A 13,954-nucleotide genomic window follows, 5' to 3' on the forward strand; every position below is an offset into this window, starting at 1 on the left:
AGGACATGTCCAGCGACAGTTCCAGTAGAACCGCACGTCCGGAGGGCGCTGGCTAGTTCTCGCTGGCCGTCGTCCGCCCGGGTCGTGCGGACGAAAGGTGTGATGATGGTGAACGACCCTCTCGCCGGCGTGAACGCCGGTGCCCGCCCCGCCAAGCGCGGGGTCTACATTGCCGATATCGTCGAGATGCTCCAGGCGCTGACGCCTGAGGCCGCTGCTGCCAAGCTCGGCCGCATGGCGGACGTGCGCGCCGTTGCCGTGCTCGACCGTCCCGAATTCACGGCGGCGCCCGATGTGCTGCCGCTCTTGCCGCAGCCGCGAGCGGTGCACCTGGTGGCGCAGATGGCCGAGGATCGCGCGGCTGACGTTCTGGCGGCGATGGACGAGGCCGCGTCGGTCCAGATTCTCGGCGCCCTTGCGCCGGAAGTGCGCACTTCGTTGCGCAGCCTGCTGGCCTGGCCGGAGGACAGCGCCGGCGGCATGATGACCACCGAGTTCGTTGCCGCACGGGTCTCGGCCAGCGTCGCCGAAGTGCTCGATCTCATCCGCACCGTCGAACGCAGCCGCGAGACCGTCTACTCGGTGTTCCTACTCGACGAACGCGGCCGTCTCGATGCGACGATCTCGCTGCGCCGCCTGATCGCGGCCGAGCCCGGTTCGCCCGCCATCGATCTCGCTCGCGACCGCGAGCCGGTAACGGTGACGCCCGCAACCGATCGCGAGGCGGTGGCCGACCTGATCCGCCGCCACGACCTGCTGGCCTTGCCGGTGGTGGACGATGCGGGCCGTCCGCTCGGCATCGTCACCATCGACGACGTGCTGGATGCGTTGGTGGCCGAGCATACCGAGGATGTGCAGAAGTTCGGCGGCGTCGAGGCGCTAGACCGGCCCTATCTCGAAACCGGCTTCTTCGAGATGATCCGCAAGCGGGCAGGGTGGCTCAGCGTGCTGTTCCTCTCGGAAATGCTGACGGCGAGCGCGATGCAGCATTTCGAGGACGAACTCGCCCGCGCGGTGGTGCTGACGCTGTTCATCCCGCTCATCATGAGTTCGGGCGGCAACAGCGGCAGTCAGGCGACTTCGCTCATCATCCGCGCACTGGCGATGGGGCAGGTGCGGCTGCGCGACTGGTGGCGCGTGGGCCTGCGCGAATTGCCGGCAGGCATCGTTCTGGGTGCGATTCTCGGCACGGTGGGTTTCGCACGCATCGCCGCATGGCAGGTGCTGGGCTTCTACGATTACGGCAACCATTGGGTCTTGATCGCCACGACCGTTTCGGCAGGGCTGGTGGGGATCGTCACGTTCGGCTCGCTCGCGGGATCGATGCTGCCGTTCCTGCTGCAAAGGCTGGGTTTCGACCCGGCAAGCGCTTCGGCCCCGTTCGTCGCGACGCTCGTCGATGTCACCGGCCTCGTCATTTATTTCACGATCGCCCTTGCCATACTCTCGGGGACATTGCTCTAGGGCGTAAATCATACGAAAGGACGGCCCGTCATGGCATTCACCGCGAAGATCCTGCTGCTCGGTTCGGGGGAACTGGGGCGCGAATTCGTGATCTCGGCCAAGCGCCTCGGCTGCCAAGTCATTGCCTGCGATGCCTATGAAGGCGCTCCGGCCATGCAGGTGGCCGATGGGTTCGAGGTGTTCTCGATGCTGGATGGAGAGCGCCTGCGCGCCGCCATCGAGAAGCACCGGCCGGACTTCATCGTCCCCGAGGTCGAGGCGATCCGCACCGAAGTGCTCGCGGAAGTGGAGGCGGAAGGGTTCTGCGTCGTCCCCTCCGCCCGCGCCACGCAGATGACCATGAACCGCGATGCCATTCGCGAGGTCGCGGCGGTGGAGCTGGGCCTGCGCACGTCGCGCTATCGCTATGCGGAGAGCCTGGACGAAGTGCTGGCAGGCGCGGAGCACACGGGCCTTCCCTGCGTCATCAAGCCGGTCATGTCCTCGTCAGGGAAGGGCCAGAGCACGGTGCGCGATGCCGCCGATCTGGAAAAGGCGTGGGACTACGCCGTCGCCAACATGCGCGGCGATCGCAAGCGGGTGATCGTCGAGGAATTCGTCGCCTTCGACTACGAGATCACTTTGCTCACGATCCGCAGCCGCGAGGGCGTCTCGTTCTGCCCGGCGATCGGGCACCGGCAGGAGCGCGGCGACTATCAGGAATCGTGGCAGCCGACGCCGATGGAACCTTCCGCCATTGCCGCCGCGCAGGACATGGCGCGCAAGGTCGTCGACGATCTCGGCGGCTACGGGCTGTTCGGCGTTGAGTTCTTCGTGAAGGGGGAAGAGGTGATCTTCTCCGAACTTTCACCGCGCCCGCATGATACCGGGATGGTTACGCTGATCTCGCAGAACTTCTCCGAATTCGACCTTCATGCACGAGCGATCCTGGGACTTCCGGTGCCCGAAGTGGTCCTGCATGGCGCCAGCGCCTCTGCAGTGATCCTGGCCGACCGCGACAGCGAATCCTTCGCCTACGAAGGCCAGGCAGAGGCTCTGGCGACGCCCGGTGCGCAAATGGACTTGCGGATATTCAGCAAGCCAGTGACGCGTCCCTACCGCCGCATGGGGGTGGCTCTGGCGCTGGCTGGAGACACGGACACCGCACGCCGCGCGGCGGCAGAGGCGGCGTCCCGGGTTCGTATCGTCTACAAGTGAGGCGGGGAAGGCGGGGCAGCTGCCCCGCCTGCGCCTTCCTGCGTCAAAAGCTGTTCTTGGCTTCTCGCAGCGCCGCGAAAGTGGCGACGGCGTCGCCCGGTGCGCCACCGGGTGCCCAGCGAACCTGTATCGCGGGATCGTCGGCTCGCAGGAACGGGTTGGTGAGCAATTCGCGGCCGAGTTTGGTCGGCACCGTCGGCAGACCGGCCGCCCGGGCGCGATCTATGTCCGCGGCATAGGCGGCGAGTTCGGCATTGTCGGGGTCGGCATGCAGAGCGAACTTCGCATTCGAGGCGGTGTACTCGTGCGCGCAGTAGAGCATGGTATCGCCGGGCAGGGCCTTGATCCGCTTGAGGCTGTCCCAGAACTGCGCGGGTTGGCCTTCGAACATGCGTCCACAGCCCAGGGCGAAGACGGAATCGCCGACGAATGCGATCTTGGCCTCGGGCAGATGATAGGCGCAATGGCCCAGGGTATGCCCGCCGACATCGATGACGTGGGCATGCCAGTCTCCCAGCGTGACGACATCGCCCTGGTCTACCGTGCGATCGACGCCCTGGATCTTTCCGGCATCGCCGTGGGGAGCGATGATCTTGCACCCGGTCGCCGCCTTGATGGCGCCGTTGCCGCCGGCATGGTCGGGGTGCCAGTGCGTGTTCCAGATTTGCGTGATCTGCCAGCCCTTGTTTCCGGCCTGGCGCAGGTATTCCTCGGCATCGGGCGTGTCGATGCAGGCGGTTTCGCCGCTCGCGGGGTCGTGGAGCAGATAGCCGTAGTTATCGCTGAGGCAGGGGAACTGGTGGACTTCGAGCATCGGTACTCTCCTTGAGCATCGATGTAGGCCCTGAGGGCGCGGTGGGGAAGGCCGTGCGGCGATAAGGTTCGCGCTCCCGGCGAACCCGAAAAAGCAAAAGCCCGCCCGGATTTCTCCGGACGGGCTTTTGATGGTTCACCTTGCGGTGAAGCCCGAAACGTTCTTACGAACGGTTCTTGAGGGCTTCGCCGAGGATGTCGCCGAGCGAAGCGCCCGAATCCGACGAACCGTACTGTTCCACGGCTTCCTTCTCTTCGGCCAGCTGGCGGGCCTTGACCGAGAAGTTCGGCTTCTTCGAACGATCGAAGCCGGTGACCATGGCGTCGAGCTTCTGGCCGACCTGGAAGCGGTCGGGGCGCTGCTCGTCGCGGTCGCGGCCGAGGTCCGAACGCTTGATGAAGCCGGTGGCGCCATCGTCGCCAGCCTGGACTTCCAGGCCGCCGTCGCGAACTTCGAGAACGGTGACGGTGACGACTTCGTTGCGACGGAGCGAGCTGCCGCCCGTCGCGGCAACGCCGCCAGCGGCCGGAGCGCCACGCTCAAGCTGCTTCATGCCGAGGCTGATGCGTTCCTTCTCGACATCGACGTCGAGAACGACGGCCGAAACCTCTTCGCCCTTGCGGTGCAGGGCCAGAGCGTCTTCGCCCGAGATGCCCCAGGCGATGTCCGACATGTGAACCATGCCGTCGACGTCGCCGTCCAGGCCGATGAACAGGCCGAATTCAGTGGCGTTCTTGACTTCGCCCTCAACCTGCGAACCGACGGGGTGCTTCTCTGCGAAGGCTTCCCAGGGGTTCTGCTGGGCCTGCTTGAGGCCGAGCGAGATGCGGCGCTTGTCCGAATCGACTTCGAGAACGACCACTTCGACTTCCTGCGAGGTCGAGACGATCTTGCCGGGGTGGACGTTCTTCTTGGTCCAGGACATTTCCGAAACGTGGACGAGGCCCTCGATGCCGGCTTCCAGTTCCACGAAGGCACCGTATTCGGTGATGTTCGTGACCGTGCCCGACAGCTTGGCGCCGACCGGGTACTTGACGGCTGCGCCTTCCCACGGATCGCTTTCCAGCTGCTTCATGCCGAGGCTGATGCGCTGGGTGTCCTGGTTGATGCGGATGATCTGGACCTTCACGGTGTCGCCGATGGCGATCACTTCGCTCGGGTGGTTGACGCGCTTGTAGCTCATGTCGGTGACATGGAGCAGGCCGTCGATGCCGCCGAGGTCAACGAACGCACCGTAGTCGGTGATGTTCTTGACGACGCCTTCGATGACCTGGCCTTCGCTCAGCTTGTCGATCAGCTCGCTGCGCTGTTCGGCGCGCGTTTCTTCGAGGACGGCGCGACGCGACACGACGATATTGCCGCGGCGACGGTCCATCTTCAGGATCTGGAAGGGCTGCGGCACGTCCATCAGCGGGGTGACGTCGCGCACGGGGCGGATGTCGACCTGCGAGCCGGGGAGGAACGCAACGGCGCCGTCGAGGTCGACGGTGAAGCCGCCCTTGACGCGGCCGAAGATCACGCCTTCGACGCGCTTGCCTTCACCGAATTCGTTTTCGAGCTTGTCCCACGCGGCTTCGCGGCGGGCGCGGTCGCGCGACAGCATCGCTTCACCGTCGGCGTTTTCGACGCGGTCGACATAAACTTCGACTTCATCACCGACCTTGAGGCCATGCTCGCCTTCACCGCGCGCGAATTCGCGCAGCGGCACGCGGCCTTCGCTCTTGAGGCCCACGTCGATGACGGCCTTGTCGTTTTCGATGGCGGTGATGGTGCCCTTGACCACGCGGCCTTCAAAGCCGTCGTCGGCAACGCCGCCGAGCTGGTCGTCGAGCATCTTCGCGAAATCGTCGCGAGTCGGATTGGCAGAAGTAGCCATTAAGGCGCTTTCCTTTGTAACGATTTTCCCGGCCAGGTGGTTGAATCCACCGGTCTTTCCTCCGCGCGTCCACACCATGCGAACGACGGGCCAAAAGGGCCGAACTGCCACGGGGGCCGAATGCCCGCCGCAGCGTCCTTCAAGCCATGGGGCCGTCCAGACCGGCGGCCACTACGCCTCGGAGTGCCGAAATGCAAGGAAAATGGCGCTTCGGCCGGTTGGCGGCAGAACGCCGATTCGATCGGGTCTCCGGCTTGCCGAGGCCATGGAAACGCGCCATTGTCGGGGAAGGGGAGCGTACGGGACCATTTCGTCAGGAGCCTGCATGGCAGAGCACGTTACGTCACCGATTCCCGACAAACTCGATGCAACGATGGCGCCTAGCAAGGCGCTGGTCCCGAAGCCGACCTGGATCCTGCGCTTCGGAAAGTGGATCCAGCCGAAGACGAACCGCTGGATCGCCCGCAGTTCGCGCGTGCCCGACGTGCCCGTCCATGATCCGTCCCGCTACGCCTGGACCCGTATTCTGGAAGAGAACTGGGAAGCGATCCGGGAGGAAGCCGCCGCCGCGCTGCAGGACCTTGAAGAGGTTCCCCCTTTGGCGACGATCTCTCCCGATCACCGGCGCATCGCTCCGGCCGGGCGCTGGCGCTCCTTTTTCCTCGTCGGCTATCGTTATCGCGACGAGACCAATTGCCGTGCCTGCCCCCGCACCACCGAGCTGATTTCGCGGATTCCCGGCCTGAACTCGGCCTTCTTCTCGGTCCTGGTGCCGGGCACGCATCTGCCGGCCCATACCGGCGTGTCGAAAGCCTTTCTGACCTGCCACCTGGGCATCCAGGTACCGCGCGAGTCCGAAAAGTGCCGGATGCGCGTGGTCGATGAATGGCTGGAGTGGCGCGAAGGCAAGTGCCTGGTCTTCGACGACGTCTTCAATCACGAAGTGCGCAATGACAGCGACGAAACGCGTATCGTCCTGCTCGTGCAGTTCAAGCGCCCGGTCGGGCCGATCGGATGGATCGTGGGCAACCTGTTTCTCGAAGGGGTGCGGCGTTCGCGCTTCGTGCAGGATGCCCGCGCCGGCGTGGAGCGCTGGCGCCAGCGGCCGAGGGCGCAGCTCTAGCTGTCGTCCCGGACTTGATCCGGGACCGCTGACAGTTCTTCAGGCGCAACCTCGCGATGAGCCCCGGGCCATGCTCGACCGCCAGCCACGCCCGATAGGAGGCGCGGCTCCGACAGCGGTCCCGGATCAAGTCCGGGACGACGGGGGCTGCTCAGGAAAGGGCGCGGCTGACGCAGGCTTCGACGGCGGCGATCGCGGCTGCGACCGCTGCGTCGCGGTCCAGTTCCGAAGTATCGAGCAGAACGGCGTCCTCGGCGGCGACCAGCGGCGCGTCCTTGCGGTTGCGATCGCGTTCGTCGCGGGCGGCGAGGTCGGCGGCAATCTCTTCCAGCGAGTGGTCGCGGCCTTGCGCTTCCATCTCGAGATGGCGCCGCCAGGCACGCGCTTCCACCGAGGCGGTGACGAAGAGCTTGGCTGCCGCTTCCGGAGCGATGACGGTGCCGATATCGCGGCCGTCCAGCACGGCGCCGCTCATCTGGGTGGCGAAGCTGCGCTGGCGCTCGAACAGGGCCTGGCGCACGGCGGGGTGCACCGAAACCCGGCTTGCCAGTCCCCCGGTCGCTTCGGAGCGCAGCTCGAGGTCGGTCAGCAGCGCATCGGGAAAGGAGCAGGCGGCGAGGGCGGCCACGGGGTCGTCCGGGTTTCCGCCGTCGAGAAAGCACTGGCGCCCCACGGCGCGGTAGAGCAGCCCGGTGTCGAGGTGGGGCAGGCGAAAGTGCTCTGCGAGGGCCTTGGCGATAGTGCCTTTGCCCGAAGCGGTGGGTCCGTCGACGGCGATGATCATCGCGGGCTCTTGGCGGCTCGGGCGCATCAAGGCAAGCGCGCTTCGTCGTTCTGGCGTGTCGGGCCCGGCTGCGATGAGCCCGGCTGTGTTCGGCCCGTCCTTGTGCGCAGTGCTTTCAGCAGGCCCCAGCCGGCAATGATCGCCCACAGGGCCTCCATCGCGATGGAGGGCAGGTTCACGTTCACCATGAGCGAGATCAGCAGGAGCACCGCCCCCGCAAGGTTCAATCCATGCTGGAGGTAGCGGTTCGGATCATGCTCATAAGTGATGTAGGCGTAGGCGAGGATGCAGCACGCAGTGCCGGCGAAACCGAGCGCGTTGCTGAGCCACTGCGGCAGGTCTAGGATCATGCGCACTCCCGTCAGGAGGCTGCCGACCGGAGAGCAAAGTCCTGCCGCAGCCTCCCGGAGAATGCCCTTATTCCGCCAGGCTGACCAGCAGCTCTTCGAAATTGGGGAAGCTGGTGGCGATGGGGCGCGTGTCGTCCACTTCCACCCCGCCACTGCTGACCAGCCCGGCGATGGCCATCGACATGGCGATCCGGTGGTCGAGATGTGTGGTGACCTGTGCATCCTCGGCGGTGCCGGGCAGGGGATTTCCCCCGGTGCCGGTGATGACCACGCCGTCCTCGCGCTCCTCGACCTGGGCGCCAGCAAGCGCGAGCGCCACCGCCATGGCGGTAAGGCGGTCCGATTCCTTCACGCGCAACTCGTCGAGGCCACTGGTGACGGTGACGCCTTCCGCCAGCGAGGCGGCGACGAAGAGGACAGGGAACTCGTCGATCATGGCGGGCGCGATGGCGGGATCGACTTCGATACCCTTGAGTTGCGAGTGCTTGACCAGCAGATCGGCTACCGGCTCGCCGCCGACCTCGCGTTCGTTCAGGAACGCGATGCTGCCGCCCATCTGGCGCAGCACTTCGACAAGACCGGCGCGGGTGGGGTTGAGGCCGACGTTCTCGATCACGACCTCGCTGCCCGGCACGATCAGGGCGGCAACGATGAAGAAGGCGGCAGAGGAGGGATCGCCCGGTACGTCGATGACCTGCGGCTTCAGTTCGGCCGGGCCCTTGATGGTGATGACGCGGGTGCCGTCGGCTTCCACGGTTACATCGAGGTCGGCGCCGAAGCCCTTGAGCATGCGCTCGGAGTGGTCGCGAGTAGGGACGGGCTCGATCACGGTGGTGGTGCCCGGCGTATTCAGGCCGGCGAGCAGGATCGCGCTCTTCACTTGCGCGGAGGCGACCGGCAGGCGGTAGGTGATCGGCACGGCGGGCGAGGCACCGCGCACGATAAGAGGCAGGCGGCCCCCTTCACTTGCGTCGAAGCTGGCGCCCATTTCTGAGAGCGGATCGATCACGCGGCCCATCGGGCGCTTGGAAAGCGAGCCGTCGCCCGTGAAACTGACATTGATCGGATGGCTGGCGACAAGGCCCATCAGCAGGCGGGTGGAGGTACCCGAATTGCCCATGTCCACCGGACCCTCGGGCTGAAGCAGGGCGCCGACGCCCACACCGTTCACCCGCCACTCGCCTTCTCCGACGCGCTCGACCGAGGCGCCCATCGCGCGCATGGCGGCGGCGGTGGCCAGCACGTCCTCGCCCTCCAGCAGGCCGCTTACGCGCGTCTCGCCCACGGCCAGCGCGCCCAGCATGATCGAACGGTGGCTGATCGACTTGTCACCCGGCACGCGAATCCGACCCTTGAGCGGCCCGGTAGGCAGGAAACGGCGAGGGCGCATCGGGGCGGCGGTGTCGTGGCTCACGGGCTTGCGTCTTTCGAGGCTGGAGGCTGCAAAATCGCCCGGCTTTTGACAGCGGGTGCGGCCTATGGCAAGGCGCGCGCCCTGATGCAGCCGGGACGCTTGATTTTGCGCGCCGGCCCTCCCATCAAGACACGGAATTCACGCCCGTACCGTTCGGGCGGGCAATATGAGGACATTTCATGGCAAAGCCTGAATGGGGCGCCAAGCATGGCTGCCCGAAATGCGGCACTCGCTTCTACGATCTGGGCAAGGATGACCCGGTTACCTGCATCGAGTGCGGCCATTCGTGGCACCCGGAACCGGTTCTGAAGTCGAAGCAGCCGATTCCCTATGAGGAAATCCAGAAGAAGGAAGCCGTCGAGACCGAGGATTCGGATCTCGCCGAAGACGATCTGGACATCGACGAGGACGGCGATTCGCCGGACAACGACGTCGACCTCGGCGGTGACGACGATCTCGGCATCGGTGCCGGCGACGACGACGTCGACCGCGACGAGTAAGCCTCGGGTCATCCCGTTATCAGGAAAGGGCGCGGCGCTTCGGCGGCCGCGCCCTTTCCATTTCTGCGGCCTTTTCGTGGGTCGGCGAAAAAATGACAGGTCGGTGAAAATTTCCACTTGCCAGCCTGGAGAACCCAATTTAGAGGGCGGCCTCCCAAGCGGAGGTGCAAGCCTCTGCCGGGAAACGGGTCGAGCCCCCCAGGGTCGATCCGCTGAAATGATCGGGGCCTTAGCTCAGCTGGGAGAGCGCCTGCATGGCATGCAGGAGGTCAGCGGTTCGATCCCGCTAGGCTCCACCATTTCTCCGAAATAGCCTTTCAAAGTTTTCTTCGTTCGGTTATTTCGACATATCAGTTTCGCGGAAACGCGATACGCTGGCTGACGAGGTTTCGTCCGCCGGCGTTTTTCGCATAAGGTTTCCGTCACGCCGGTCAGCGAGGTTTCGCCCACCGGCGTTTTTGGCGTTCTGGCGGCTGCGGCTGCCGAAAGGGTTTGTGGCATGTTCGCCGCGAGTGACGTTAGGAGCGAGAATGTTTGACTCTCTGTCTGATCGTCTTGGTGGCGTATTCGACAAGCTGCGCGGTCGCGGCGCTCTCAAGGAGCAGGACGTCCGCGATGCCATGCGCGAAGTGCGCATTGCGCTGCTCGAAGCCGATGTCGCGCTTCCCGTCGTTCGCCGCTTCGTCGATCAGGTTACCGAGAAGGCCATCGGCCAGTCGGTGCTCCGTTCGGTCACGCCCGGCCAGCAGGTCGTCAAGATCGTCAATGACGCGCTGGTCGAGATGCTGGGCGGGGAAGAGACCGCCGAACTCGATCTGAACGCCGCGCCGCCGGTCGTCATCATGATGGTCGGCCTCCAGGGCTCGGGCAAGACCACCAGCACCGCCAAGATCGCCCGCCTCCTGCGCGAGAAGCAGGGTAAGAAGGTCCTGATGGCCTCGCTGGACGTCAATCGTCCGGCCGCGCAGGAACAGCTTCGCGTGCTGGGCGAGCAGGTGGGCGTCGCCACCCTGCCGATCATCGCGGGCCAGCAGCCGACCGAAATCGCCACCCGCGCGATGCAGTCGGCCAAGCTCCAGGCTGTCGACGTGCTCATGCTCGACACCGCCGGCCGTCTCCACGTCGACCAGCAGCTTATGGACGAGATGAAGGCGGTTGCCGCCATCGCGACTCCGCGTGAAACGCTGCTCGTGGTCGATTCGCTGACGGGCCAGGATGCGGTCAACGTCGCGCAGTCGTTCTCCGGCGAAGTCGACCTCACCGGCGTCGTGCTCACCCGTATGGACGGTGACGCGCGCGGCGGTGCGGCGCTGTCGATGCGGGCCGTCACCGGCAAGCCGATCAAGTTCGCGGGCACCGGCGAGAAGATGGAGGCCCTCGAGGTCTTCCACCCCAGCCGCGTCGCCAACCGCATCCTCGGCATGGGCGACATCGTCTCCATCGTCGAGAAGGCGGCGGAAGCGGTCAAGATCGAAGACGCCGAAGCGCTGGCCAAGCGCATGGAGCAGGGCAAGTTCGACATGAACGACCTGCGCATGCAACTGGGCCAGATGCAGAAGATGGGCGGCCTTGGCGCGCTCGCGGGCATGATGCCCGGCATGAAGAAGGCCAAGGCGGCGATGGCCGCTTCGGGTATGGACGACCGCGTGCTGCTGCGCATGGATGCGATCATCGGTTCGATGACCCAGAAGGAGCGCGTCAATCCGGCGCTGCTCAACGCCAAGCGCAAGATCCGCGTCGCCAATGGCTCGGGCACCCAGGTGCAGGACGTCAACAAGCTCCTGAAAATGCACCAGGAAATGTCCAAGGCCATGAAGCAGATCAAGAAGATGGGCGGCCTCAAGGGCCTGGCCTCCATGTTCGGCAAGGGCGGGCTCGATGCCGCCATGCCCGGATTGGGTGGTCCTGGCGGCATGGGTGGTCTCGGCGGCGGCGCCGGGCTTCCCGGTCTTGGCGCCGGTGGTCCCGATCTCAGCAAGTTTCTGAAGAAATAATTTTTTTGAAGATTTGAAGGAAAGGTAGAACAATGTCCGTTTCGATCCGTCTGTCGCGCGGTGGCGCGAAGAAGCGTCCTTACTACAAGATCGTCGTCTCCAACTCGCGCGCCCCGCGCGACGGCAAGTATCTTGAGCAGGTCGGCACCTACAACCCGATCCTCGCCAAGGACGACGAAAACCGCGTCCGTCTGGTCGAAGACCGCGTGCGTTACTGGCTCGGCGTTGGTGCCCAGCCGACCGACCGCGTTGCCCGCCTGCTCGACAAGGCCGGCATCAAGGAACGCGCCGCCACCGTGAACGCCCAGAAGGGCGAGCCGGGCCAGAAGGCCAAGGACCGCGCCGAGGAAAAGGCCGAGAAGCTGCGTGAAGCTGAAGAAGCTGCCGCCGCTGCTGCTGCTGCTCCGGCCGCTGAAGAAGCGCCTGCCGAAGCAGCCGCTGAGGAATCGACCGAAGCCTAAGCTTCAGGTTGAATCCAGATGGCTGGTCAAGACCGCCCCGTCACGCTTGCTGCCATAACCGGCGCGCACGGCGTGACGGGCGAGGTTCGCCTCAAGCTGTTCGGTGAAGGCGTGGCGGCGCTCAAGCGCTACCGCGCCTTCAACGATTCCAAGCTCACGCTCGGCAAGCTGCGCGATGACGGCAAGGGCGGCGCGATCGCGCGTTTCGAGGAAGTGCCGGATCGCACGGCCGCCGAGAAGCTGCGCGGCACCGCGCTTACCGTTCCGCGCTCGGCCATGCCGGAACTGGCGGAAGGTGAGTATTATCACGCCGACTTGCTGGGGCTGCGCGTCGTATCCGATGCGGGCGACGAACTCGGCATTTGCATCGCCATCGACAACTTCGGTGCGGGCGATGTCATCGAGATCGAGCGCCTGACCGGCGAAGACGGGAAACGGCGCCGTTTCATGGTGCCGATGACTTCCGCCGCCGTGCCCGAATGGGATCACGAACGACTGGTGGTCAACGCTGCCTTCGTGGACGAATGAAGAAAAGGCCGCCCTTGCAGGCGGCCTTTTTTTGCTCTTCGGTCGGAACGTCAGGCCAGTGCGGCTGTGACGCAGATACGATTGCCCTCTTCGGGACAGTTCAGCGCGGTCACCAGCGGGGTTATCATCGCCAGGGCAGACCCCGCCAGAACGCCGGCGATAATGCCGATCGCCGTCAGTCGCGCCCTGTGGGCTAAAGGGCAGTTCTGCGAGGCGGCGCGCTTTTCCCCATTATCCAGCGCTGGTTCGCTGGCCTTTACCGAATCGCCGTGTTGACCACCGCGCAATCCGCTGCCGAGGGCTTCGAAGATCCTGCGGGCCAGGCGATCGACATCGTTGGAAAACCGTTCATGGTCGGCGTTCCACTGCTGCATGAAGTGTTGATCCTGCATTGTCCGGTTCCTCCATCGAATGAAAGGAATGTGCCGGATCGCTTGGTGCTCCGCCAACAAAGCCACTGGCACAGGTCATAAGGCTGCCTTATCGTTGCGCGCATGGATCGCCTTCCGCCCCTGACCGCTATCCGCGCTTTCGAAGCTGCCGGCCGACACGAGAACTTCTCGCGCGCCGCAGAGGAACTGGGGATGACGCAGGCCGCGATTTCCTACCAGATCCGCCAGCTGGAAGACCGCGTGGGCAAGCCGCTGTTCGTGCGGCAGAAGGGCAGGGTGCGCCTGTCCGAAGTCGGGCGCCGTCTGCTGCCGACGCTGACCGGCGCCTTCGCATCGATGACGGACGCTTTCGCCGCGGTGTGGAGCGAGGACGAGGATGTGCTCTCGCTCAATGCCTCGGTTTCGATCGGAGCCACCTGGGTGAGCGAGCGAATTGGCCGTTTCCAGTTGCGCCATCCCGACCTGGCGGTGCGCATGTCTCTCAGCAACGAAGTCGTCGATTTAGCTACCTCGCCCTATGACGCGGCGATCCGTGTCGGTTTCGGGAAGTGGGATGGGCTGCGCGCGGATTTCCTGTTCCGCCAGCATTTTTCGCCGATCTGCGCGCCGGCCTTCCTCGAAAAGAATCGCATCGAGAAGCCGGAAGACCTGCTGTCGGTGGAGCGGTTCGCGCCGAACGATCCGTGGTGGACGGGATGGTTTGCCGCCGCGGGGATCGGCACGGCACCTCCGCCGCGAACGGGCATCGTCTTCGACAACCAGCTTCAGGAGGCGACAGCTATGCGCCAGGGCTTCGGCATTGCATTGCTGTCTCCACTGTTCTGGCGGGCCGACCTGGAGTCCGGGCGTCTGGTCCAGCCGTTCGATACGCTGCACTACACGGGGCCGGCGCAGTGGCTTGTCCATTCGGAAAGCCGCGTGGGCGTCCGCAAGATCGAACGCCTGCGCGAATGGCTGCGCGAGGAGATCGACGCCGATCGGAATTTCCTGCCCGCCGAAGTCTGGGAACCGCTCTGAAGGCCGCAACTCCGGCATTTGCCCCTTGCCGCCATCCTGT

14 protein-coding genes and 1 tRNA gene are annotated in these 13,954 nt (G+C 65.2%); 9 read left to right on the forward strand and 6 right to left on the reverse strand.

The window, feature by feature from the left end:
- Nucleotides 1–84: 84 nt before the first annotated feature.
- Both mgtE and purT read left to right on the forward strand, forming a co-directional pair.
- On the forward strand, nucleotides 85–1,464 hold the full coding sequence (gene mgtE / locus ACI3K3_RS05350; RefSeq protein WP_404912585.1) for a magnesium transporter: 1,380 nt from the start codon (nucleotides 85–87) through the stop codon (nucleotides 1,462–1,464).
- Between the two features lie 30 nt (nucleotides 1,465–1,494).
- Nucleotides 1,495–2,661, forward strand: a complete 1,167-nt coding sequence (gene purT, locus ACI3K3_RS05355; protein ID WP_404912586.1) for a formate-dependent phosphoribosylglycinamide formyltransferase — start codon at nucleotides 1,495–1,497, stop codon at nucleotides 2,659–2,661.
- Between the two features lie 43 nt (nucleotides 2,662–2,704).
- Here purT and gloB read toward each other — a convergent pair whose 3' ends face one another.
- Nucleotides 2,705–3,475, reverse strand: a complete 771-nt coding sequence (gene gloB, locus ACI3K3_RS05360) for a hydroxyacylglutathione hydrolase (protein ID WP_404912587.1) — start codon at nucleotides 3,473–3,475, stop codon at nucleotides 2,705–2,707.
- 163 nt (nucleotides 3,476–3,638) lie between these two features.
- Complete coding sequence (gene rpsA, locus ACI3K3_RS05365) at nucleotides 3,639–5,351, reverse strand: 30S ribosomal protein S1 (protein ID WP_404912588.1); 1,713 nt, start codon at nucleotides 5,349–5,351, stop codon at nucleotides 3,639–3,641.
- Nucleotides 5,352–5,676: 325 nt separating this feature from the next.
- Here rpsA and ACI3K3_RS05370 point away from each other — a divergent pair, with 325 nt between their 5' ends.
- Nucleotides 5,677–6,474, forward strand: a complete 798-nt coding sequence (locus ACI3K3_RS05370) for an aspartyl/asparaginyl beta-hydroxylase domain-containing protein (protein WP_404912589.1) — start codon at nucleotides 5,677–5,679, stop codon at nucleotides 6,472–6,474.
- A gap of 151 nt (nucleotides 6,475–6,625) precedes the next feature.
- Here the strand turns inward: ACI3K3_RS05370 and ACI3K3_RS05375 are convergent, their stop codons facing one another.
- The 3 genes from ACI3K3_RS05375 to aroA all read right to left on the reverse strand — a co-directional run bounded on the left by ACI3K3_RS05375 (nucleotide 6,626) and on the right by aroA (nucleotide 8,998).
- A complete protein-coding gene (locus ACI3K3_RS05375; RefSeq protein WP_404912590.1) occupies nucleotides 6,626–7,258 on the reverse strand; it encodes a (d)CMP kinase in 633 nt (210 codons plus the stop codon).
- Nucleotides 7,259–7,284: 26 nt separating this feature from the next.
- On the reverse strand, nucleotides 7,285–7,608 hold the full coding sequence (locus tag ACI3K3_RS05380) for a permease (RefSeq protein ID WP_404912591.1): 324 nt from the start codon (nucleotides 7,606–7,608) through the stop codon (nucleotides 7,285–7,287).
- A gap of 67 nt (nucleotides 7,609–7,675) precedes the next feature.
- The gene (gene aroA / locus ACI3K3_RS05385) at nucleotides 7,676–8,998 is read right to left on the reverse strand and encodes a 3-phosphoshikimate 1-carboxyvinyltransferase (RefSeq protein WP_404912694.1); all 1,323 of its coding nucleotides are present in this window, start codon (nucleotides 8,996–8,998) and stop codon (nucleotides 7,676–7,678) included.
- Between the two features lie 203 nt (nucleotides 8,999–9,201).
- Between aroA and ACI3K3_RS05390 the strand changes: the two genes are divergently transcribed.
- From ACI3K3_RS05390 to rimM, 5 genes are all read left to right on the forward strand, one after another.
- The gene (locus ACI3K3_RS05390) at nucleotides 9,202–9,522 is read left to right on the forward strand and encodes a TIGR02300 family protein (RefSeq protein WP_404912592.1); all 321 of its coding nucleotides are present in this window, start codon (nucleotides 9,202–9,204) and stop codon (nucleotides 9,520–9,522) included.
- A gap of 223 nt (nucleotides 9,523–9,745) precedes the next feature.
- Nucleotides 9,746–9,821: transfer RNA gene (locus ACI3K3_RS05395), tRNA-Ala, on the forward strand.
- Nucleotides 9,822–10,052: 231 nt separating this feature from the next.
- A complete protein-coding gene (gene ffh / locus ACI3K3_RS05400) occupies nucleotides 10,053–11,516 on the forward strand; it encodes a signal recognition particle protein (RefSeq protein WP_404912593.1) in 1,464 nt (487 codons plus the stop codon).
- Nucleotides 11,517–11,548: 32 nt separating this feature from the next.
- Nucleotides 11,549–11,977, forward strand: a complete 429-nt coding sequence (rpsP, locus tag ACI3K3_RS05405) for a 30S ribosomal protein S16 (protein WP_334183587.1) — start codon at nucleotides 11,549–11,551, stop codon at nucleotides 11,975–11,977.
- 18 nt (nucleotides 11,978–11,995) lie between these two features.
- A complete protein-coding gene (gene rimM / locus ACI3K3_RS05410) occupies nucleotides 11,996–12,505 on the forward strand; it encodes a ribosome maturation factor RimM (protein WP_404912594.1) in 510 nt (169 codons plus the stop codon).
- Between the two features lie 50 nt (nucleotides 12,506–12,555).
- On the opposite strand, the gene ACI3K3_RS05415 is transcribed toward rimM, so the two are convergent.
- Complete coding sequence (locus ACI3K3_RS05415) at nucleotides 12,556–12,879, reverse strand: hypothetical protein (RefSeq protein WP_404912595.1); 324 nt, start codon at nucleotides 12,877–12,879, stop codon at nucleotides 12,556–12,558.
- A gap of 120 nt (nucleotides 12,880–12,999) precedes the next feature.
- Here ACI3K3_RS05415 and ACI3K3_RS05420 point away from each other — a divergent pair, with 120 nt between their 5' ends.
- On the forward strand, nucleotides 13,000–13,914 hold the full coding sequence (locus tag ACI3K3_RS05420) for a LysR substrate-binding domain-containing protein (RefSeq protein ID WP_404912596.1): 915 nt from the start codon (nucleotides 13,000–13,002) through the stop codon (nucleotides 13,912–13,914).
- The last annotated feature ends 40 nt before the right edge of the window (nucleotides 13,915–13,954 follow it).

Source organism: Novosphingobium sp. ZW T3_23, from assembly GCF_044987305.1.
Taxonomy (GTDB): Bacteria; Pseudomonadota; Alphaproteobacteria; order Sphingomonadales; family Sphingomonadaceae; genus Novosphingobium.